This is a genomic window from Paenibacillus sp. PAMC21692, assembly GCF_014303795.1.
GTDB classification, from domain to species: Bacteria; Bacillota; Bacilli; order Paenibacillales; family Paenibacillaceae; genus Pristimantibacillus; species Pristimantibacillus agaridevorans.
In genome coordinates, this window is record NZ_CP060293.1 from 994,134 (window position 1) to 1,016,230 (window position 22,097).

Sequence of the window (22,097 nt, forward strand, 5' to 3'; positions counted from 1 at the left end):
TTCTCAGTCTACAACTTTATTTTTCAAGTCTAATACTTTATTTTTCAGTCCAACATTTTACTTATCGGCGATAAAACCTGCAAGTATGCTTCCGAAGCGGCTTGCTTTGCTTTGCAAAGCTGGAGGTCGATCAACTTTGAAAGGCTTCGATAGAGGTTTTCTCATTATTATAGAGTTTATAAGTATCCATCCCTCTTGAAAGCGGCGATTGAATGTCAAAAACGCCCGGTGAGCTGCAAAACGGAGAGGTGTGCTGGCGAGGGCGGAAATGTAACGGACACTCTAGAACCTTAGCTGCCTGTTTTTCGTTAGCCGCGATTGTAACGGACATACGCGACTCTTAGAAGCTCAAATGGGGTAGGATGCCTCTGATTTGAAGCTGTAAGAGTCGCTGATGTTCGTTAGAATTTCAATTTGTTCGATTTCTCGCTTTAGGGTCGCTGGTGTCCATTGCAATTTCGGCAGTCGGGCGTGGACTTCGTACGAGGCAAACAAGATCGCCGACAGGCGTTTTTCTCATGCTTGGGCAAGGATGCGCCTGACCTATCCCTCTAACAGACATCAGTGACACTAATTGCGCCATTTTTGGAGAACACGGATTGTAACGGACAAGTATGACGTTATTGGGCTGAATGAAGCAAAATAGGGCCCGAATGTTGCGAATAAGGTCGCCTGTGTCCGTTACAATTTAGAAACCTTGCAAAACGGATGAATAACGTCATTCATGTCCGTTACGAACTCTCGCAAAAATGGTGATGGAGGAGCATCAGTAAGGGCAATTCGAATCCGTTGAACGGAGCTACTTCTTAAACGACCAGCCGAACAGCTTGACGTGGACGAGCAGCTTGGTGAGCCAGTGGGTCAGCACGTAGACGATAATGAAGATGAGGAGCAACGGACGGAAGATAATGGCGGCCCCAAGCCAAATGACCAGCACCTGCCAAGGCTTCATCCGCTTGAACAGCGTGAACGGGGCGAGCAGAATGCGGTACATTTTGTAGCTCTTCTGCAGACCTTCCATGTAAGCTTCCCGGATCTGCTTGTCATTGGGATCCAGCCGGATGGCTTCCTTCAGCATGTTCAGGTTCTCCTCGTAGTCGCCGCGCTGCTCTGCGGACCAGGCAAGAATGAGGAAGGTCGTATCCGATTCAACGCTCAGATTGAGCGCTTCTCTAGCATGCTGGCGGGAAGCCGCGTGGTTGCCGAGGAGCGCCTCGGCATAGGAGAGGCTGGCCATGTAAGCCGCATTGTTCGGCCGGATGTCCAGCGCGGTCTCGATGTACGACTTGGCCTCCGCGTACCTGCCTCGCTTCAAGTAAATATTTGCCCGGATAAAATAATAATGAGGCTCGTAAGGGTCCACGCGCATGCCTTCGGTGGCGGCGTCCAGCGCTTTGTCGAGCTTCTCGCTGTCATGATAAGCGTTTGTGCGGACCAGCCAGGCGAGCCTGTTCTCGGGATCGCGCTTTAGCGATTCGCTGGACCAATGCAGGGCGGCATCGTATTGCTCCGTATGAACATGAATAAGCGCGAGCAAGGCATACGCTTGGTCGTCCTCGGGTTCGTCCCTCAGCAGAGCCTCCGCTTCCTCCGTTGCTTCCTTGTATCTCTTCAAGCCAATTAGATGGCTGATTCTGCTATACCTGACGTCAATGGCTTCGGCGTTGGTCATGGAGGACACATCTATCCCTTCCTTGCGGCGCGCGGGCGTAAAGCCAGAGCTGTCTAGAGCTGTCTAAAGCTGCAGCTAGAGCTGTCTAGAGTTTAAGCCCGGTCGCCTTCATATAGTCGAGCACGATTCGGTAGTCTTGGTTGGCGTCGCTGAACGTCGCGTAATTTTTTGCGGTGGAGAACCACTCCAGCGTGGTCGCCTTGCGGCTCTTGGCGGCTCGCTTGAGATCATCCTGCGTAATGGGCTCCAGGTTGCCGGAGTTCAACATGCGCTCCATCGCGGCTTCCACGGCATCCTTTACGATCTGCTCCAGATCGGCGCCGGAGAAGTGTTTCGTCTCGCGCGCAATGCGGGCGAGCTCCAGCGAATGGACCGGCTTGCCCTCCAGCTTGAGCTTTAAAATCGTCTCCCGCTCAGTCTCCTCCGGCGGCGGAACGAAAACAAGATGGTTGAAGCGCCCAGGGCGCCGCAGCGCGGAATCCAGATACCACGGGGTATTTGTCGCGCCAATGACAAAAACTTGCTCGTTTTGCTCGCGAATGCCGTCGAGCTCCAGCAGCAGTTGGTTAACGAGCATCCGGTCGTGATGCTGACGCATTTGGTTGCGGCTGCCGCCCATCGCGTCCAACTCGTCGATAAAGATGATGCACGGCTTGTTCTCGCGCGCCTTCTCGAATATATCATGCAGATTGTTTTCGCTCTGGCCGGACCACATGGACAAAATAGCTTGCAGCTCGATATGAACGAAGCTGGCATCGATCTCCCCGGCGACGGCCCGGGCGAGGAAGGTCTTGCCGCAGCCCGGAGGACCGAACAGCAGCAGACTGCCGCCCGCCTCGCGGCCGTATGCCTTGAATAGCTCCGGCTGCTGGAGCGGGAGAATGAAGTTTAGCCTGATCTTCTTCTTTACCTCTTCGAGCCCGGCGACGTCTTCGAACGTCTCCTTGGGTTTCTCGGACTCCACAAAGCTCTTGCCGTCGCTATCGAAAGACATCAATTTCAATTTATTGCGCCTGCGCGCGGCCAGCTCGTCTTGATCATTGTAATCGGACAAGTCGAATGCACCCTCTCTGCGTAAGCTTCTGGCTCTATCATACCAAATTTCGCAGAGAATGGCTTCGCGCGAACCGTCATAATCAAAAAATTATGAATATAGCATCATTGGTTCAGCCAAAAATTTGGTATAAGATGAGGTCTAGGCGTATATAGTAGATTTCGATTTTGATTCATACTTGACCAGGGAGGACGCATGAGATGATTGCATTGACGGAAGCATTCGTAGATTCGCTGGCGCCCAATCTGGCTGCGGCCAAGAACGGACGCGATTTGGTGAAAAAAAACAAGCTGTCGAACCTGCGCCGTTCCGCCGACGGCGTACTGTTGTTCGGCGATTGCGCGGGGAGCGGCAGCTCGGGTTATCAATGCTCGGCCGACTTCGTCGTCGCCGATAAGCCGGTATTCCGCTGCAATTGCCCTAGCAGGCAATTTCCGTGCAAGCATGGATTAGGGCTGTTGTACGCCTATACCGGCGGCCGGGAGTTCGCCGAAGCGGAAGTGCCGGCGGAGCTGGAGGCCAAGCGAGAGAAGGCCGAGCAGCGCCAAGTCCAGAAGGCCAAGGCCGAAGCGGAGGGAGCAAGCGGCGAAGCGGCCAAGCCGAGGAAGGTGAACAAGTCGGCGCTGGCAAAGAAGATCGCGGCTCAGCTCGAAGGGCTGGACCTGCTCGAGAAACTGGTGAACGCTTTGATTCGAAGCGGACTTGCCACCGTAGATAAGAAGGGAATCAAACATATTCGCGAGCAGGTCACCGCGCTCGGCAACCACTATTTGCCGGGGGCGCAGACGGAGCTGCGAAAGCTCGCCCTGTTGCTGGAGGAAGCTGAAGGCCGGGAGGCTTCGTTCGGCGAAGCCGTGGAGCAGCTTGCGCTGATCCATGCGCTCATTCGCAAGGGACGGCCTTATCTCGCGGCAAAGCAAGCCGACCCCGACTTGAAGCCGGACGCGGAGTCCGCCATCGAGGAGTGGCTGGGGCATGCCTGGCAGCTCGCGGAGCTTCAGGAGCATGGTCTTGTCCAGACGGGGACCGAGCTCATCCAGCTCTCGTTCATCAGCTACGACGATGCGGCGCGGCAAGAGTTCGTGGACGCTGGATACTGGCTGGAACTAGAGAGCGGAGCGATCCACCGGACGATGAACTACAGGCCGTACAAAGCGGCTAAACATATGAAGGAAGAGGACAGCTTCTTCGAAGTCGCGACGGTCGGGCAACTTTACGTTTATCCCGGCACTGTCAATCGGCGTGTCCGCTTCGACGGCGTTACGTCGGCTCCGGCCTTGGAGAGTCATCTCGCGAAGGCTCGCGAAACGGCGGAGCCCCTGCTGTCCGATGCGGTAAAGCGCGTCAAGAACGAGCTGAAGAACCCGCTTGGCAACAAGCAGCCGGTCCTTCTGGCAGCTGTGGAGAGCTTGCGGGAGACGGAAAATGGCGAGATCGTCATCGCCGATCGTTCGGGCGGCATGCTGCAGTTGGGCGATGTGCCCAAATATGGCCGGAGGACAACGGAACTGCTGCGTTTATTGTCGAAGGAAAAGATGGAGGGGGCGGCCATGTTGCTGCTGTTCGCCCATCTGCCGGAATCCGGGCGGCTTATCGCCCAGCCTTTATCCATTATTCATGACGCCGGAATCATTCGACTCTGGTATTAGGAGGCACGCCTACAATGAGCACAACCTTATTGCGCGAGCTCTACGGAGAACTCACGCGACTCTATATAGCGGGCAGCGATCTCGCTGTCGGCGATTTCCGGCTAAAACGGCTCGTGCCGCAATTGCTTCAGCTTGGCGAGCGGGCGCCGGTGTTCAAGCGGCTGGGCGAAGGCGTGGGGACGCTTATCGAGACCGCGCCGGACATTGAAAGGCCAACGGCCGTCCAATTGCAGGAGCTTACGCTGCTGCTGAGCTCCGTGCTGCATACGCAAGGGGAGACGGCTCCCTCCTCCGAGACGCGGGAGCTGGACGCGCTGCCGATGGATCTGCCCACGGCCTACTCCTCCCGCAGGCTCACCGAGGTGCAGGACGCGCTTGAAAGCACGGGCGGCGGACGTTATGAGATCATTACGCAGGCGTACAAGGACGGATTATTCCAAGACTTGCGCTTATTGATTCCGGCCATGGGGGCTCTTAACGATCCTTACGCCGAGCTTGCCGATTACATAAAGGACCATGTGCTGCCCGACTACGGCCCGCAGATTATCCCTTTGCTGAAAGGTTGGTTGAATATCGCGGGAGGACGTTCCGACGCGCGGGCGGTGGAGGTCATCGGGAAAGTCGGCGGCGAGGCGGAGCACGATTTCATCCGCCAAGCGGCCGCCGAAGGCTCGGAGCCGGTGCGTATCTCGGCGATAGGCTATTTGGCGGGCTGCGACGCTTACGTAGGCGATCTGTTGGAATGGTCGGCCGATGGCAAGAAGACGATTCGGGCCGCGGCTTACGCCGCGCTTGCGGAGAGCGGGACCGAACGCGCCCAAGAGCGGCTGTACCAAGCGTTCTCGGGCAAGGATCGCGATCTGGCGGCCGATGTGCTGTCGCGGCGGGAGCACAGCCCGCTGACGGCGCAGCTCGTAAGCGACGCGCGCAAGGAGCTGGAAGAGGCCCGGAAGCATGCCGAAGCGAAGGTGAAGCTGCCGAGCATATGGACCCGATTGGAGGCGTATTTGGACTCGTTCAGGGGCAAGTCCGTTCCGGAGCTGAACGCGTTTTACGAAGAGGTGCTGGAGGAAGGAGCGTTCTACCATGGTCTGGGCTGGACGCGAATGCTGCATGATGCCGCCCGGTATGTGGGCAATCAGGGCGGCGATCGAGCGCTTGCGCTGCTTCTGAAGCTGGAGCGCAGCCATGCCAGCTACTTGTCGTACGCCTTCCGGCTGTCGCTTCGCATGCGCAAGCCCGCTGAGGTGTATGAGCACTATTCGGCGTATATCAAAGGCGCGTTCAAGGATACGCTGGTCCAAGAACTGGAGCGCGTGTTGTACAGCTCGACCTCCCGCATGTATCCAAGATTATGGGGCTCTGGCGAGGAGTACGGCAGGGAAGTGCGCATTTCTTCTCCAAAAGAGCTGGCGGACCGCTTCGACCGGCGTTGGCTGGAGTGGGCCATTTCGCGCGATGCCGCGCTGGTGGCCGCGGTGCTGTCCGAGCCGGGAAATCAAGCGACCACGATCTATCTGAAGGACAAATTCGCCGGAATGATGGCGGAGAGCGAAGAGAGCTTCCTTGTGTTATGGGAGGGGCTGAATCGGGCGGGCGTAGGCGAAGAAGAACGGCGCGAAGCCATCGTCGCGGCCTTGGAGGGCAAGCAACGCGGACTTTACAGGTTCGATTACGAGATGTTCCGTCAGTTGACCCTGCTCCCGGCCTCTTACCGGGATCGGCTTGCCGCGTTGAAGAATCGCTATCGTTATGACGCGGCCAAACAGCTTGACTATATTATCGATTCGATGAGCGAGGTGCAATTATAATGGAAGCATTGCAGGATGTGCTCCGCCTTCCGGCGGAACGATTGTTTAAGGAGGAGCTGGACGCCTTGAAGGCGGCGGATACCGGCAAGGTGCCGGCTGGCTGGCAGCTGTCTCCCCGGTCCGTGCTTACGTTCATTACGGGCGGCGAGGCCGGCGGACGAATCATTACGCCGAAGTACATCGGCAACAAGCGGCTGGTGGAGATGGCGATCGCGACGCTCGTCACCGATCGCGCGCTGCTATTGATCGGCGAGCCCGGAACGGCCAAGTCCTGGCTGTCGGAAAATCTGACGGCCGCCATCTACGGCAACTCCGGCCTCGTCGTCCAGGGAACGGCCGGCACGACGGAGGAGCAGGTGCGCTATTCCTGGAACTACGCGATGCTGCTCGCGAACGGGCCGACGCCGGAGGCGCTGGTGCAGAGCCCCATCATGAGAGCGATGGAGGCGGGCGGCATCGCGCGCTTCGAGGAGATCTCGCGCTGCGCGTCGGAGGTGCAGGATGCGCTCATCTCCATCCTGTCGGAGAAGACGATCTCCGTCGCGGAGCTGGGCAAGGAAATGAACGCGCGCAAAGGTTTCTCGATTATCGCGACCGCGAATACGAGGGACCGCGGCGTTAACGAAATGTCCGCCGCCTTGAAGCGCCGCTTCAATATTATCGTGCTGCCTGCTCCGCCGGATCTGGAGACGGAGGTGGAGATCGTGCGCAAGCGGGTCGGCGAGATCGCCGCGCAATACGAGCTCGGGGCGGCCGCGCCGGCGGACGAGGCGCTTATCAAGGTCGTCACGATCTTTCGGGAGCTGCGCAGCGGCATGTCGCTGGACCGGAAGGAGAAAATCAAGTCGCCCGGCGGCGCGATCTCGACCGCGGAAGCGATCTCGCTGCTTACGGGCAGCATGGCGCTGGCGGCCAGCTTCGGCGACGGGGAGCTGCGCGACGCGGATCTGGCGGCCGGCCTCCAGGGCGCGGTCGTGAAGGACGACGACAAGGACAGACTTGTATGGAAGGAATACCTCGACAACGTCATGAAGAAGCGCGGCGAAGAGTGGCGGGGACTGTATACGGCGTGCAAGGAGCTTAATTCATGAGCGGAGCTTCGGCGGCCGGCGTGCGGCTATTCGGCGTGCGGCATCTCTCTCCGGCAGGGGCTTGGCACTTGCGGCGGTTTCTGGACGAGATACGGCCGACGGCCGTCCTGATCGAAGGGCCGTCCGACGCCGCCGACGAGCTGCGTCACATCGTGCACAAGGCGACCAAACCGCCGATCGCGATCCTCGCTTACACGGAGGAGCTGCCCGTTCGGACGGTCATGTGGCCGCTGGCTTCCTACTCGCCGGAATACGAGGCGCTGCGCTGGGCGGCGGAGCACGGGGCGCACGCCTCCTTCATCGATCTGCCGTCGCGTGTCGTCTTGGCGTTGCAGGAGCGGAGGGGGAAGACGTCGACATCCGGTCCGGAATTTCCGGCGGCGGGGGATGGCACGCCGGATTCCGGCAAGGTGGAGCAAGCTCCGGTGAGCGCCGGAGGGCGCGACGGGGAGGGAGATGCCGGCGGATTGCCGGACGGAAGTGAAGCTCCGGATTCGTCTCCTCTGGCGGAGATGGATCCCGGGTCGTCGGATGAGGCAGGGAGCGGACGTTCGGGCGAACTTGCTTCGAATGTTTCCCCGCCGGAAGAGCGCGAGTCGCTCTATGATCGCATCGCCGCCATAGCGGGCGAACCCGATTACGATACGTATTGGGAGCGCCATTACGAACATAATTTATCGCCGCAGGCTTATCGCGAGGCGATACTGGCGTTCTCCGCATCCATGCGGGAGATGTCCATCGGCGAGGAGCGGGTACGGGCCGCGAGCGAGTTCGCGTACAATGCCGTGCGGGAGAGCTACATGAAACGCCGCATCGCGGACGCCATTGCGGACGGACACGAGCCGGAACGCATCGTCGTGGTATGCGGCGCGTACCATGCTTCCGCGCTGGAGAACCTGGACGGGGCGATGACCGACGAGGAGATCGCCGGATTGCCTTCCGTAGGCGCCCGGCGTACGATGATGCCTTATTCCTATTACCGGCTGTCTTCCCTGTCCGGCTACGGGGCGGGAAACAAGGCGCCCGGGTACTATGAGCTGATGTGGGAATGCATGGGGGATAACCGGCTGTCCGAGCTGCCTCACTACTATATGTCCTCCATCGCTCGGAAATTGCGTGATTCGGGCACGCACCGCTCTACCGCCGAAGTCATCGAGGCGGTCCGGATGGCGGAGTCGCTGGCCGCCCTGCACGACGGAGGGCAGCCGACGCTGCTCGACCTGCACGACGCGGCGCGGACGCTGCTCGGCAGAGGCGATCTCGGCGTCGTGGCCGAAGCGCTGGCCGGACTCGACGTCGGCACCGGCATCGGGTCGCTCGCCGAAGGCGTCAGCCAGACGCCGGTGCAAGACGACCTGAACCGCCTGCTGAAGCAGCTGAAGCTGGAGAAATACCGGACGGCGGTGGCGCAGGATCTGTCGCTTGACCTGCGCGAGAATCGCCGCGTCAAATCCGAGGAAGCCGCGTTTCTGGATTTGCGCCGTTCCTATCTGCTGCACCGGCTGGAACTGCTGGGCATCTCGCTGGCGAAGAAGATGCCCAGCAGCCAGCAGGGGGCCAACTGGGCGGAGCATTGGGTGCTGCAATGGACGCCGGAAGCGGAGATCCAGACCGTGGAGGCGACGCTGCTCGGCGAGACGATCGAGGTTGCGGCCGGTTATACGCTGGCGCAGAAGCTGGCCGCTTGCGCCAGCATTGCCGAAGCCTCCTCCTTGATCAGAACGGCCTGCCTGTGCGGCATGGCTTCGCAGCTGGAGGCGGGCACGGCGGCGCTGGAAGGGCTGGCGGCGGACAGCCGCGACGTTGTGCAGCTGGCCGAGGCCGTCCGGCAATTGTCAGTCATCATCTCGTACGGCGATGTGAGACGGATGGATACGGCGCCGCTGATCCCCATGCTGGAGAAGCTGTTTCTGCGGTCCAGCCTGTTCCTGCTGGAGGCGAGCGCCTGCAACGACGAGGCCGCCATGGAGATGGTCGCGGCGATCAACGGCTTGAACGGCGTTGCCCAAGAGCATGCCGAAGCCGTAGACGAGGCCCTGTGGGTGCGCCAGCTGGAGGAGCTGTCGGCGCGGGACGACCTTAATCCGCGCCTGTCGGGCTTCGCTTGCGCCATCCTCATGGAGCGGGGCGTGCTGTCCGCGGCGGATTGCGAGCAAGAGGTGTCCCGCCGTTTGTCGCCCGGCGTGCCGGCGGAGCTCGGGTCCGGCTGGTTCGAGGGGCTGGCCCAGCGCAACCGCTATGCGCTCGTATCCCGGATGAGCTTATGGGAGCAATTGAACGGCTATATGGCCGGTCTCGACAAGGAGCAGTTCGCGAGAGCGCTCGTGTTTCTGCGACGCGCCTTCAGCGTGTTCTCCGCGAGGGAGAAGGTCATGGTGGCCGAGGTGCTCGGCGAGCTGTGGGGCGTCCAGCCGGAGCAGGCCGCCGAGCTGCTAGGAGCCGAGCTGAGCGAGAAGGAAAGTAAGCAAATCGAGGAGCTGAATGATTTTGACTTTGAGGACTTCTGATTATGAGCGCTGAACTCCAGCAAGAACTGTGGTCGCGTTGGCGCCTTGTGCTCGGCAAGGAAGCCGAGAAGCAGCTCGTCGAGAGCGGCGGAAACGCTGGCGGGCTAGAGCTTTCGGAGGACGAGAGAATCATGGACGAAGCGCTGGCGGCGATCTATGACGATACGAGCGGTAGCGGCGAGAGCGGTGGGGGCAACGGCGGGAGCAACCCTGGGCGCGGCGTCGGCGCGGGCTCCGGCAAGTCCGCTCCGCGTCTCGCGAAGTGGCTGGGCGACGTCCGCAGCCTGTTCCCCGAGGATGTCGTGTCGATCATTCAGAACGACGCCATGGAGCGCAAAGGCTGGAAGCAGCTGCTGTTCGAGCCGGAGCTGCTGGCGACGGTCAAGCCTGACATCGGGTTGGTCGGCACGTTGATGTCGCTGCGGGGGAAGATTCCCGAGAAGACGAAGGATACCGCGCGCCAGCTCGTGCAAGCCGTGGTCGACGACCTGAAGAAACGCATGGAGACCGAGATCAGGCAGGCGGTGACGGGCGCGCTCAACCGCCGGCAGCATTCCCCGCTGCCCTCGTTGTCCGGCATCGACTGGAAGCGGACCATCCAGCGCAACCTGAAGCATTACAGCGCGGAGCGGAAGCAGATCATTCCGGAGAAGTTCTATTACTTCGACCGCGCCCGCCGCAGCAAGGAATGGACGATTATCGTCGATATCGACCAGAGCGGGTCCATGGCGGATTCCGTCATCTGGGCATCCGTCGTCGGGTCGATCTTTGCCAGCATGCCGGCGCTCGACACCCGGGTGGTTGCCTTCGATACGGAGGTCGTCGACCTGACGGAGCAATGCGGCAACGATCCCGTCGACATGCTGTTCGGCATCCAACTGGGCGGAGGCACGGACATTCACAAATCGGTGCAGTATTGCGAGCAATTCGTCACGGAGCCTAAGAAGACGCTATTCATCCTCATCTCCGACTTGTGCGAGGGCGGCAATCAGGCCGGACTCATCCGCCGCATGCGCGAGATGCGCGAGGCGGGAGTGCGCACGATCTGCCTGCTGGCCTTGTCGGATCAAGGCAAGCCGTATTACGACGAGAACGTGGCGAAGAAGCTTGCCCAGGACGGCACTCCTTCCTTCGCCTGCACGCCTTCCATGCTGCCCGCCCTTGTGGAGGGAGCGCTTAAGGGCCATGATCTCCCTGCCCTGGCCGAGAAGCTGACGGGCGGGAATAAATAACGAGCAGCAAGGATGCGAAACCAAACCTTCGCTTGCCCACCGATGCGGACATCGGCTGGGCAAGGAAGGTTTTTTTGTGAGCCGGCGATCCCCGTCACAGTGAAGGGAATCGACAACAGATGTCGAATCTACTTGTAACTCAGAACTCGAAAGAGGGGCCGTATGAAAAAGAAGTGGTTCTACCGCATGCTGCTGTCCTATTCGCCGATTCTGCTGTTCCTTGTGCTCGTCCTCATTCTCTTCTTTTATGTGAAATGGACGTCGGAGACGAAGGTGCGCATCCAGAACACGAACGACCTCTTTGCGTCGCATGTGGTCAGCGTGCTGGATTCGTCCATGAAGTCGATTGAGGAATTCGTGCTGCAGCAGATGCTGACGGATGAGAAGATAACCGAATATTTGAACGGCACCGCCCCGATTCCTCCTTACGCTATGTTTGAGCTGACGGAGCGTCTGGCGGACATTCGAACGATGTTCCCGCTGGCGGGCGATGTATATATTCACAAGCTGTCGAGCAGCGAAGTGATCTCCAATAACGGTTTGCTCAAGCTGGGGGATACGTTTGCCGATAACGCGTTCCTGACAGCGGCGATCGAAAGCGGAGGAGCGGCGCGCTGGTCATCGCCGAGAGCGTACCAGCTCTATCAGGCCGATCCGTCTGCCGACGTGCTCTCGCTTGTAAAGCCGCTGCCGATTACGTCTGCCGTGCCTAAGGGCTACGTTGTCGTTAACGTGCAGCTGCCCTCGATTCAGCGCGCCTTGCTGACGGTCAACACGGATGCGTCCGGCTATCTGCTCCTGGCCGATGCGGACGGCTCTGCCATGTTCCAAGAGCATACGCCGCCGCAATCGGAGTGGGGAATCAGTACGGTCCGCTCCTCTTATACCGGATGGAGCCTCTCCGTCGGCATCCCGGAATCCGAGCAGAAGCTGATGTCGGTCTTCCTGGACGGCTGGACGCTGCCGGCGCTGATTACGATTCTGCTAAGCATCCTCGTGCTGACCTATGTCACGCATCGCAACTATAAGCCGATCGAAGAAATCATGATCCGCATCGATCGATATGCGCTGAGGCGAAGTCTGCAACTGGGAAAGGGCAACAAGCATAACGAATTTCAATTCATCTCCACCGCGCTCGACAATCTGATGGAGAAGTCCAACGAATACGAAGCGAAGCATAAGGACGATCTGATCATTCGCCGCAGATACTGGTTCAACGAGCTGATCGGGGGCGGTTTCCCGCTGACGAACGAGGAGTGGGAGAGCGAGGCGGCCGAGCTTGGCATTCCGCATTCCTTCGCATCAACCGTCGTTCTCGTGACCGTACTGGACAATCGCGAGCAATTTAGCGGCGACTACAACCAGCGCGATCAGACCCTGTTCAAATTCGTCGTGCAGGGCGTGCTGGAGGAAATCTGCCGCAATCACGGGGTCGAAGTATGGTCGGAGTGGAAGGAGGCGGATCAGCTGTGCGCCATCGTCTACTTCGGGGAGCCGAACAACGAAGCGAGGATGCTGGACATTGCCGACCAGCTCAAGGAGTGGGTGGCCGCCAATCTCCAGTTCACGGTGTCGCTGTACATAGGCACCACCGCGAACGAGGTAGACGATATACGCGGCTCGTACCGGGAAGCGATGCAAGCCGGACAATATCGTGCGCTGCATGGCTACAACCGCATCTATGCCGCTTCCGACTGGAAGCTGAACGTGCAAGGCGACTTGTACGCGCATCTGCATACGGCAAAGGGGATTATTAAGCTGGTCCGCGGCGCGGATCCGACGTGGATCGACCAGTTGGACCGGCTGTTCGGCGACATCAGGAGGGACAGGCTCTCGCGGGAGCAGACGGCCGAGGTCGTCAATTATATGTTCTTTTCGCTGGAGAAAGAGATGAACGACATGCCCGAGGAACTGGTGGCGGTCTGGGTGGAGCCGCTCAGGCAGTACACGCCGTCCTCCATATTGGCCAAGGAACTGATCGCCGATATTCAGAGCGGGATGAGCGAGCTGCTGCATCGCCTTGTGGAGTCGCTTCAATCCTGGCGGGACCGTCAGCCGCAGTTCACGCCCGTGGAGCAGATCGTTGCGTATTTGCAGGATCATTATTCGAGCCCCGACATCTCCCTGGATCATCTGAGCGACATGTTCGGACTTGCCCCGCGAGTGGTCAGCAAGCTGTTTAAGGCAAGCACCGGAGAGCGGTTCGTGGACTATGTGATGAATCTGCGGATGACGGAGGCAAAACGTCTGCTGACTTCGACCAATCTTCCCGTGCAGAGCATCGGCGAACAGGTGGGCTACACCCAGGTCATCTCGTTTATCCGCACCTTCAAAAAGAGCGAGGGGACGACGCCGGGCGAATACCGAAAGCTGCATGCCGGAGAATCCCCTTAACAACAGTCTTTACCGAAATGTTTATCGAGGAAAAATGTTAATCCACGGACGTCCTAGGCGGCGTGGAAGCCAAGCGGCCGGCCGTCCTTTCGCAAGGAAGGGACGGCTTTTTTGCATAGAACGGCAAGCCTCCGCTCTACCTAATTGTTAATCGCGGGAGAATTGGAAATTGAACGAAGTCCGTCCCTTGCCCTATAGTCGAGTTGTGTTCGGACAATTCCTGCAGGATACCGAAGACCGAAACTTCGCCAAAGACAGGGGGGTGATCCTATTCACCGGATTTGGAGACGCAACATCCCGCTCTATATGATGTTCGTGCCTATCATCTTGTTCTTCATCATCTTCAAATACGTGCCCATGTTCGGAGCGATCATTGCCTTCAAGAAGTACAACTTCGCGGACGGCATTTTGCACAGCCCATGGGTTGGACTGGATAACTTCAAGCTGCTGTTCAGTACGCCGACGACGCTGCAGATTATCCGCAATACGCTCGTGATCAGCCTTTTGTCCATCTTCGTCTCGTTCCCGTTCCCCATCATGCTGGCTATCATGCTGAACGAGGTTCGCAGGATGTGGTTCAAGCGGATCGTGCAGACGCTCGTCTACTTGCCGCACTTCTTCTCCTGGATTATTGTCAGCGGCATCGTGGTGACGGTGTTCTCCCAGCAAAACGGCCTCGTCAGCGGCATATGGGAGAGCGTAACCGGCCATACGTATCCGTTTCTGTACCGGGAAGGCTCGTGGCTGGCCATCTTCGTCGGCTCCGGCATTTGGAAAGAAGCGGGCTTTAGCGCTATCATTTATCTTGCGGCTCTCTCGAGCATCGACCCGACCCTATATGAGGCGGCGAGCATGGATGGAGCCTCCAGATGGAAGCAGATCTGGCATGTGACGCTCCCGGGGCTGCGGATCACGATCGTGTTGATGCTGATCCTGGCGATGGGACGGGTTATGGAGGTTGGGTTCGATCAGGTTTATATGCTTCAGAATTCGACCGTATCCAATATATCGGAGGTCATAAGCACTTATATTTACAAAATCGGACTAATGGGCTCCCAATTCAGCTTGACCGCTGCCATGGGGTTATTCGAATCGATGGTCAGCCTTATTCTTGTCCTGATCGCCAACGCCATCGCCAGAAGGTATGGCAATGGACTATGGTAACGGGAGGAACACATGAAACCGTCAAGAGGTGAACGCATTTATTCCATCGCGGTGTATATCGTGCTGTCGATTGCAGGCCTGCTATGCTTGCTTCCGCTCGTGCATATCGCATCTTTGTCCATCAGCTCCATGCAGGCGGTAGCTTCCGGCCATGTGACGATCTATCCGGTCGGCCTATCGTTCGATGCCTATAAGCAGCTATTTGAAGGCACTCCCATTATGAAGTCCTTTATGAACAGCATATGGATTACGGTATTCGGCGTCCTGTTCAGCATGGTCTTTACCATACTGGCTGCATACCCGCTGACGCGGTCGTACTTCTTCGGCCGAAGAACGTATACGTTTGGCATCGTGTTCACGATGCTGTTCGGAGGCGGACTTATTCCCACCTACCTGACTATCCGAAGCCTGGAGCTGATCAATACGTATTGGGCGCTCTGGCTGCCCGGTCTCGTAAGCGTCTTTAACCTGCTCGTGCTGCGGACCTTTATCGAGAATATACCGAACGAGGTCGACGAGGCATCCCGCATCGACGGCTGCGGCGAATGGCGTTATCTGCTGCAGATCGTACTGCCGCTGTCCACGCCGGTGCTGGCGACGCTGGGACTGTTCTACGGAGTCGGCTATTGGAATTCCTTCTTTAACGTATTGATGTTCATTAACGATTCGGGGAAATTCAATCTGGCGGTTCTCGTTCAACAATTGATTCAGAGTCAGATGCTGCTCTCGCAGATGAACGCTTCCGGCTCCTCGGAGCAGATCGTATTGTCTCCGGAGATGGTCAACGCGGCGGCCATTATTGTTATGGTATTGCCAATGATGGCGGTATACCCGTTCTTGCAGAAGCACTTCGTCAAAGGCGTCATGATCGGCGCCGTCAAAGGATAACGACAATCGAGAAAAGGGGATAGTATATATGCGAAATGCGACCAAAAAGAAATGGGCGGCAATCGCCTGCTTGCTTGCCGGGACGGCGATTTTTGCGGCATGCTCGAACGATGGCGGGGAACAGGGCGACAAGTCGCAAGGCGCCGGCTCGCAAGGCAAGTCGAAGATTACGGTGTCCATCTATGAGCGCGGCAACGTACCTCAGGAGATGGGGACGATCGACAATAACCAGTGGACGAAGTGGCTTAACGAGAACGGACCGGTAGAAGCGCAATACGTACCGATACCTCGCGGCGAATCGGTTCAAAAGCTGAACCTTCTGTTCGCGTCTGGCGACGCGCCGGATGTGGTATCCGACTTCGCCACGAGCTTCCGCGACCAGTTATATCAACAGAAGCAAATTATGGCGGTCGACGATTTGATCGCCGAGCATAGCGTCAGTTATAAGGCCTTGATGGAGAAATATCCGGAGCTTAAGAAAGCGGCCGCGAAGCCGGACGGCAAAATGTACGAGTTCGGCCGGGTTCAGCAGCTGGTAGGCTTCCAGGCGCTGTTTATCCGGAACGATTGGCTGAAGAAGCTGGATCTAAAGGTGCCGGAGACGCCGGAGGAGCTGTTTGAGGTGGCCAAGGCGTTCACGGAAAACGATCCCGACGGCAACGGCCAGAAGGATACGTTCGGCATCGCGCTGAGCGGCGAGACGGGCTCCGCCATCAACACCATGTTCCGCGACGTGGACTGGGTGCTGGAGGATGGCAAGCTGGTACGCGGCTGGGAGCAGAAGAATAAGGCGAACGAATTCAAGAAGCGGCTGTATGACGCCGGTCTTGTCGATAAGGACTTCCTCGCGGACAAGAACGGCCAGAAGGCGCAGCAGGACTGGAACAGCGGAAAGATCGGCATCTTCGTCGGACGCACCGTCGATCCCGTCAACGTGACGCAGTATTACGAGCCGCTGAAGAACAACGTGCCGGATGCCGAAGTCATCGCTATCAAGCTCCCGGCGTCCGAATATGGCCGCTTCGCCATCGGCGTAAACAATCCGGTGCAGATGACGACGGTGATTAACGCCAATGCAAAAAATCCGGAAGCCGCTATGAAATATATTGACTTCATGGCATCCAAGGAAGCGGGCGAGATGCTGCGTTACGGGGTGGAAGGCACCCATTCGGTAAAAGGCGCGAACGGCTGTCTAAAGCCGCAGGATGCCGCCTTGTTCAGTAAGGAAGTATCTTGGAACATCGACTTCCAGCTTTTGATGTCCCAGATCGAGCTGGAGCCATGCGCCGGCATCCTGAGCCAGCTGGATCCCGAGAAGCCGCTGGAGAAGGAATTCCTGGAGCTGGTGAAGCAGAATAACGAGGCGAATCTGGGAGAGGGCGTCGAGTATGCTTCTATCACGCATGGCGAGCATATGCCGACGCTGTCCGACAATCTAAGCGTGATCCAGACGAATGTGTCGAAGATCAGCGATTTCTACAACAAGGCGATTGTGGCTGGAGCCTCCTACACTATTGAGCAGGCCCATGCCGAAGCTCTCGATCTGTGGAACAAGTCCGGCGGCGGGGAGCTTGCGGCTTTCTACGCGGATTGGTATGAGAAGAGCAAGGATACGGCTTTCTTTGCAAAAGATATGTGGCAGTTTGCCAAGAAAGAATAGCATGCAATGATGGAGGCAGAGACCATGATGATGTTCACGGATATCGATAGAGGCAGACCAATGGCCAAAGACCCTGCCGTCGTCCGTAATGGCGATTCGTATTACATGTATTATTCGATGGCCCCCCATGTGAACAAGGAGTTGGATTCCGGCTGGGGAATCGGCATCGCTCGCAGTTACGACCTGGTGGAGTGGCGGAAAATCGGGGAAGTGCCGCAGGAACAGGAGTGCGAGCGTAACGGCATTTGCGCGCCGGGAGCCGTCGTGCTGGACGGCCGCATCCATCTGTTCTACCAGACGTACGGCAACGGTCCGAAGGATGCGATCTGCCATGCCGTCTCGGAGGACGGCGTCGGCTTTCGCAAAAACGACTCCAACCCGGTATTCCGTCCGACGGGCGAATGGAATAACGGCAGGGCGATCGATGCGGATGCCATCCCGTTTGGCGGCAAGCTGCTGCTGTACTTCGCCACTCGCGATCCGCTCGGCGAAATCCAGATGCAAGGCGTGGCGACGGCGGAGCTGGACTCCGGCTTCGGCCGCGATGCATGGACGCAAGCATGCGACGAGTCGATACTGAAGCCCGAGCTGCCTTGGGAAGAAGCATGCATAGAGGCTGCGGCTCTTTGCGAGCGCGAGGGCCGATTGTATATGTTCTATGCGGGCGCGTACAACAACCGGCCGCAGCAGATCGGCTGCGCGGTCAGTGACGACGGCATACGCTGGAAGCGGCTGTTCGACGAGCCGCTGCTGCCAAACGGAGAGCCGGGCAGCTGGAACGAAAGCGAGTCCGGCCATCCCTTCCTGTTCAAGGACGCGGACGGACGAACGTATTTGTTCTATCAAGGCAACAACGATATGGGCCGCTCCTGGTATCTGTCCATGACGGAGATCGGATGGCGGGACGGATTGCCTTTTATCATGAATAAGTAAAAGCGGGGAGCCGGTCGCGATGACCGGCTCTTGTTGTTGCTTGTGGCATCATGCCGCGCTTACGTTTAACGGACAGAGGCGACACGATTCGCGCGATTTTTGTCGCCATACAATTCTAACAAACGGGAAGAGGCCGTCGATTCACTGTGTGAAGAACTGGAAATGAAGCTGCCATCAATCATCGCCAACCTGTTTACGGAAATGAGGGCCCTTATATGGATCTTTTGGCGTGATTTTAAAATCTACCGGAACTCTGCGACGTTATTCGTGAGAAATCCAGGCAAACCGCGGACTTTTGCCCATCATAAGGGCTGTCAGTTCCATTAGAATTGCGAAGCGCGGCTTTTTAATGAAATAACGCCTCTCAGTTCCGTTACAGTTGCTCCCGTTCATTTCTTACCGGACACTTGCCCGCAATTTCACCTTTGGACAAATAATAGACAACCTCGGGAACGACGTTATTTGGCTCGAACGGCATGTTCATGTCTACACAATCGGGCAGCGGCAGTCGATGAATCAGAGAGGGGGGGCTTAGGTGCTGCAGCCTATGCAGTCCAAGCAATACACATGGTATAATAGAGACAAATAAGAATGATTATAATCCCCATAAATAGGGTAGGTACATAAAGCGCAGCATCGGAAGCATACGCAACTGTCTGGAAACCGAACTTTTTGAAACACCCGCTATCAGGTGCAAAGCCAAGCTTTAGGGTAGCGTTCGGCAGGCAATTATCCCACTTTTTGCGATTCTAGCGAGTTTATCTCTTCCAAAATAGGCAAAGCTGATAGAACAGGCTTTTACTGGAAAACCGCTCCGGCGGTATGGAGGGATTAGGGATGAAGCAAATATTGTTGGTAACGGATGGCTGCTCCAATGTAGGAATGAGTCCGGTCGTCGCCGCGGCGCATGCGAAGTCGGAGGGCATCGCGGTAAACGTCGTCGGCGTGCTGGATCATGGCGATGTAGGCGAGCTGGGCGCTTCGGAAATCGACGAGATTGCGAGAGCGGGCGGCGGTCTCAGCCGGCTGGTCAACACGCGTCAGCTCTCCCAGACGGTGCAGATGATGACGCGCAAGACAGTCGTGCAGACGATTCAGCTTGCCGTGCAGAAGGAGCTTAAGCAGGTGCTGGGCAATGGCTCCATCGAGGCCTTGCCGCCCGAGAAACGCGGCGAGGTCGTGCGGGTCATCGACGAGCTCGGCGAGACGTCGGGGTTGCAGGTTGCGCTGCTGATCGACGCCAGCGCCAGCATGAAGCCCAAGCTGGCAGCGGTAGAAGAGGCGATTCACGACCTGATGTTAAGCCTGCAGGCCAGGCAGGGCAAGAGCCAGATCGCGGTATTTCACTTCCCGGGCTCGCGTCATGGCGACGACTGCGTGTTGGACATGGGCTGGACGGAGCACCTTAACGGCATGCACTCCATCTTCCCCAAGCTGCAGATGGGAGGCACGACGCCGACGGGGCCGGCAATAATGCATGTCGTCGACTACTACTTGCGGGGCCAGGACGGGGATACGGGCCGGAAAAGCAGATATGGAACGGATGGGATGATGGGTGACTACGTCGTTTAAGTTGGAGCTTAGACGGGGGACGATCGTCGTCGGCAAGTGGAAGGGAGGGCGCTACCGGGTGGAGCGTCTCCTGGGAGAAGGGGCGAACGGCAAGGTCTACCTCGTGCAGAAGGATCGCGACTGGTACGCGCTTAAGGTAGGCGCGGATGCCGTGGATCTGCAATCCGAGATTAACGTGCTGGGAACGCTTGCGAAGCAGAAGGGCCCGGGAATAGAGCCCTTCTTGTTCGACGTTGACGATCTTTACGCGCCGAACGGGAAGGAGTATCCCTTCTATATAATGCGCTACGTGAGGGGCACGACGCTGGATGCCTACTTGAAGCAGCAGGGCGCGCAGTGGTTTCCTCTCGTGGGACTGAATCTGCTCGGGAAGCTGGCCCGACTGCATAAGTCCGGCTGGGCGTTTGGCGACCTGAAGGTGGAAAACGTCATGGTCGCGGACTACGGACATGTCGACCTCGTTGACTTCGGCGGCGTCACGGCGATCGGCAAGAGCATCCGCCAGTTCACGGAGATCTACGACCGCGGCTACTGGAACAGCGGTTCTCGCACGGCGGATCCTAAATATGATCTGTTCTCATTCGCGGTGCTCTGCATCCAGCTCCATGAGCCGAAGCGTCTGCATGCGCTAACGAAGGAATTGCTGCCGCAGAACCGCTCCACGCTGGAGCTGTCGGGCCTGCTGACGAGCAGCCCCGACCTGAAGCCCGTCGCGGGCTGGTTGAAGCAGGCGCTGGAGGGCGGCTTCGCGGACGCGGCGGAGGGCGCCGAAGCATGGCGGCTGCTCATGCACCGGCGGGATACGCGGAAGTCCTCCGCTACGCCGGGCTGGCTCAAGGGGTTGGCTGCGACGACGAGCGTGCTGCTCGCCATCTCGATCTACTGGCTTCTTCGCAACATGATGTAGTTTGGACACAAGCGGGGATACGGACACGAGGACACCGAGGATACGAGGATACGGGGACGCGACGAACGGAGGCATACATACACGATGAATGCGAATGTGCTTAACGCTGTGGAGAAGGAAGCGGCGGAACGCGGTTTATGGCAGGACGGCGATACGATCATCGCAGCCGTCTCGGGAGGTCCCGACTCCATGGCGCTGCTTCATATGCTTCATATGCTCGCGGTTCCGAGACGGCTGCGAACGATTGCCGCCCATGTCAATCACGGCTTTCGCGGCGACGAATCGGCAGCCGAGCTGGAATTGGTGAAGCGGTATGCGGAGAAGCTTGGCGTGCCATGCGAGACGACGACGCTGGCGTTAACTACTTATATAGAAGAAAATGCATTGAATCTCCAGGCCGCGGCGCGCGAGAAGCGGTATGCGTTCCTGCACGAGGTCGCGAAGCGATATGGAGCGTCCCGGGTTGCCTTGGCTCACCACGGCGACGATCAGGCCGAGACCGTGCTGATGCGCGTCATACGCGGCGCGGGACTGCCCGGCTTGTCCGGCATTCCTGCCAAACGGACCGAAAATAATGTGGAACTCATCCGCCCGCTATTGCGTATGAACAAGTCAGACCTTCTGGCATACTGCGAGGAGGGAGATATCCCCTACAGCACGGACAGCAGCAATCTGGAGCGGCATTACTTCCGCAACACGGTGCGGCTCGACATTCTTCCTTACTTGTCACAGTTCAATCCCCAGCTGCCGCTGTCGCTGCAGAGGCTCGCCGAAGTGGCGGGCGAGGAGGATGACTTCATGGCAAGCCAAGCGGCCTCGGCGTTCGAGACGGTCGTTCGGGTAGAAGACGGGGAATACGCCGTTTCCTGCCGCGATTTGCAGGGTCTGCACATCGCTTTACAAAGGAGATTGATTAAACTAATATTAAGTTATCTTTCGCAAGATACGGAAAACATATCCTGGAGCGGCATTGAGCGAATGCGCTTCGCCGCCGCTACGGAAGCGCCGTCGACTTGGCGTCATGACGCGGGCAGCGGAGTTCGCTGTTTAAGGGAATACGACACCATGCGATGGATAAAGATCCCTCCGGAAGGAGGAGGCCTGGAACCCGGCCGTTATGTTTATGAGATACGGGAGGGGATGGCGTACATACACGCAGTATCCGCCGGCTGGACGTTCCGGCTGCAATGGCTGGACGCGGCATCTTCCGGGAGGCCGAGACCGGCCTCGCGAAGCGAAGCGATATTCGACGCGTCGGAGCTCCGTTTCCCGCTGATGATTCGCAATCGCCTTCCAGGCGACAGAATTCATGTTTTAGGATTAAATGGGTCGAAAAAAGTGCAAGATATGTTCGTTGACGAGAAGATCCCTCCATCCGGCAGGGCAACCTATCCGCTGTTATGCGATTCGGAGGGGAGGCTGCTGTGGATTCCGGGCATTCGGAGATCGTCCCATGCCCTCGCGGGGGAAGGCAGTCGCAAGCTGCTTCATATTACAGCATCGACTGGCGAATAAGAAGCAAGGGTCTATTCATAAACATAGGTATAGCGTAGGGGGATTATC

The 22,097-nt window shown here is 58.1% G+C and carries 15 protein-coding genes; 13 read left to right on the forward strand and 2 right to left on the reverse strand.

What is annotated here, in order from left to right; translation table 11 throughout:
* Positions 1-799 precede the first annotated feature (799 nt).
* Both H7F31_RS04015 and H7F31_RS04020 read right to left on the reverse strand, forming a co-directional pair.
* A complete protein-coding gene (locus H7F31_RS04015; protein ID WP_261800472.1) occupies positions 800-1,672 on the reverse strand; it encodes a tetratricopeptide repeat protein in 873 nt (290 codons plus the stop codon).
* An 85-nt stretch (positions 1,673-1,757) separates the two neighbouring features.
* Positions 1,758-2,666, reverse strand: a complete 909-nt coding sequence (locus tag H7F31_RS04020) for an ATP-binding protein (RefSeq protein ID WP_187105200.1) — start codon at positions 2,664-2,666, stop codon at positions 1,758-1,760.
* Positions 2,667-2,926: 260 nt separating this feature from the next.
* On the opposite strand from H7F31_RS04020, the gene H7F31_RS04025 reads away from it, so the two are divergent.
* The 13 genes from H7F31_RS04025 to tilS all read left to right on the forward strand — a co-directional run bounded on the left by H7F31_RS04025 (position 2,927) and on the right by tilS (position 22,049).
* Complete coding sequence (locus tag H7F31_RS04025) at positions 2,927-4,375, forward strand: SWIM zinc finger family protein (protein ID WP_187103127.1); 1,449 nt, start codon at positions 2,927-2,929, stop codon at positions 4,373-4,375.
* Positions 4,376-4,389: 14 nt separating this feature from the next.
* On the forward strand, positions 4,390-6,186 hold the full coding sequence (locus tag H7F31_RS04030) for a HEAT repeat domain-containing protein (protein ID WP_187103129.1): 1,797 nt from the start codon (positions 4,390-4,392) through the stop codon (positions 6,184-6,186).
* A complete protein-coding gene (locus H7F31_RS04035; RefSeq protein ID WP_087571583.1) occupies positions 6,186-7,277 on the forward strand; it encodes an AAA family ATPase in 1,092 nt (363 codons plus the stop codon). The genes H7F31_RS04030 and H7F31_RS04035 overlap by 1 nt, the downstream gene beginning before the upstream one ends.
* Positions 7,274-9,784, forward strand: coding sequence for a DUF5682 family protein (locus tag H7F31_RS04040; RefSeq protein WP_187103131.1), 2,511 nt, complete (start codon positions 7,274-7,276; stop codon positions 9,782-9,784). Before H7F31_RS04035 ends, H7F31_RS04040 begins: the two co-directional genes overlap by 4 nt.
* A gap of 2 nt (positions 9,785-9,786) precedes the next feature.
* Positions 9,787-11,016 carry a VWA domain-containing protein gene (locus H7F31_RS04045; RefSeq protein WP_187103132.1) on the forward strand — a complete coding sequence of 410 codons (1,230 nt, stop codon included), beginning with the start codon at positions 9,787-9,789 and terminating at the stop codon, positions 11,014-11,016.
* Positions 11,017-11,178: 162 nt separating this feature from the next.
* Positions 11,179-13,410 (forward strand): helix-turn-helix domain-containing protein, encoded by a 2,232-nt coding sequence (locus tag H7F31_RS04050; RefSeq protein WP_187103133.1) that lies wholly within the window; start codon positions 11,179-11,181, stop codon positions 13,408-13,410.
* A 306-nt stretch (positions 13,411-13,716) separates the two neighbouring features.
* Positions 13,717-14,574 (forward strand): ABC transporter permease, encoded by an 858-nt coding sequence (locus H7F31_RS04055; RefSeq protein ID WP_261800294.1) that lies wholly within the window; start codon positions 13,717-13,719, stop codon positions 14,572-14,574.
* A gap of 12 nt (positions 14,575-14,586) precedes the next feature.
* Positions 14,587-15,462 carry a carbohydrate ABC transporter permease gene (locus tag H7F31_RS04060; protein ID WP_087571587.1) on the forward strand — a complete coding sequence of 292 codons (876 nt, stop codon included), beginning with the start codon at positions 14,587-14,589 and terminating at the stop codon, positions 15,460-15,462.
* A gap of 28 nt (positions 15,463-15,490) precedes the next feature.
* The gene (locus H7F31_RS04065; protein ID WP_187103134.1) at positions 15,491-17,122 is read left to right on the forward strand and encodes an extracellular solute-binding protein; all 1,632 of its coding nucleotides are present in this window, start codon (positions 15,491-15,493) and stop codon (positions 17,120-17,122) included.
* A gap of 24 nt (positions 17,123-17,146) precedes the next feature.
* Entirely contained in the window at positions 17,147-18,055 is a 909-nt protein-coding gene (locus H7F31_RS04070) for a family 43 glycosylhydrolase (protein ID WP_261800295.1), read from the forward strand.
* An 837-nt stretch (positions 18,056-18,892) separates the two neighbouring features.
* The gene (locus H7F31_RS04075) at positions 18,893-19,627 is read left to right on the forward strand and encodes a vWA domain-containing protein (protein WP_187103135.1); all 735 of its coding nucleotides are present in this window, start codon (positions 18,893-18,895) and stop codon (positions 19,625-19,627) included.
* The gene (locus H7F31_RS04080) at positions 19,611-20,534 is read left to right on the forward strand and encodes a serine/threonine protein kinase (RefSeq protein WP_187103136.1); all 924 of its coding nucleotides are present in this window, start codon (positions 19,611-19,613) and stop codon (positions 20,532-20,534) included. The genes H7F31_RS04075 and H7F31_RS04080 overlap by 17 nt, the downstream gene beginning before the upstream one ends.
* 84 nt (positions 20,535-20,618) lie before the next feature.
* Complete coding sequence (gene tilS / locus H7F31_RS04085; protein ID WP_187103137.1) at positions 20,619-22,049, forward strand: tRNA lysidine(34) synthetase TilS; 1,431 nt, start codon at positions 20,619-20,621, stop codon at positions 22,047-22,049.
* The last annotated feature ends 48 nt before the right edge of the window (positions 22,050-22,097 follow it).

Bases quoted from the DNA above. Each gene is read 5' to 3' on its own strand.
- H7F31_RS04015 (WP_261800472.1), bottom strand. From the start codon at position 1,672: ATGACCAACGCCGAAGCCATTGACGTCAGGTATAGCAGAATCAGCCAT.
- H7F31_RS04020 (WP_187105200.1), bottom strand. From the start codon at position 2,666: ATGTCTTTCGATAGCGACGGCAAGAGCTTTGTGGAGTCCGAGAAACCC.
- H7F31_RS04025 (WP_187103127.1), top strand. From the start codon at position 2,927: ATGATTGCATTGACGGAAGCATTCGTAGATTCGCTGGCGCCCAATCTG.
- H7F31_RS04030 (WP_187103129.1), top strand. From the start codon at position 4,390: ATGAGCACAACCTTATTGCGCGAGCTCTACGGAGAACTCACGCGACTC.
- H7F31_RS04035 (WP_087571583.1), top strand. From the start codon at position 6,186: ATGGAAGCATTGCAGGATGTGCTCCGCCTTCCGGCGGAACGATTGTTT.
- H7F31_RS04040 (WP_187103131.1), top strand. From the start codon at position 7,274: ATGAGCGGAGCTTCGGCGGCCGGCGTGCGGCTATTCGGCGTGCGGCAT.
- H7F31_RS04045 (WP_187103132.1), top strand. From the start codon at position 9,787: ATGAGCGCTGAACTCCAGCAAGAACTGTGGTCGCGTTGGCGCCTTGTG.
- H7F31_RS04050 (WP_187103133.1), top strand. From the start codon at position 11,179: ATGAAAAAGAAGTGGTTCTACCGCATGCTGCTGTCCTATTCGCCGATT.
- H7F31_RS04055 (WP_261800294.1), top strand. From the start codon at position 13,717: ATGATGTTCGTGCCTATCATCTTGTTCTTCATCATCTTCAAATACGTG.
- H7F31_RS04060 (WP_087571587.1), top strand. From the start codon at position 14,587: ATGAAACCGTCAAGAGGTGAACGCATTTATTCCATCGCGGTGTATATC.
- H7F31_RS04065 (WP_187103134.1), top strand. From the start codon at position 15,491: ATGCGAAATGCGACCAAAAAGAAATGGGCGGCAATCGCCTGCTTGCTT.
- H7F31_RS04070 (WP_261800295.1), top strand. From the start codon at position 17,147: ATGATGATGTTCACGGATATCGATAGAGGCAGACCAATGGCCAAAGAC.
- H7F31_RS04075 (WP_187103135.1), top strand. From the start codon at position 18,893: ATGAAGCAAATATTGTTGGTAACGGATGGCTGCTCCAATGTAGGAATG.
- tilS (WP_187103137.1), top strand. From the start codon at position 20,619: ATGAATGCGAATGTGCTTAACGCTGTGGAGAAGGAAGCGGCGGAACGC.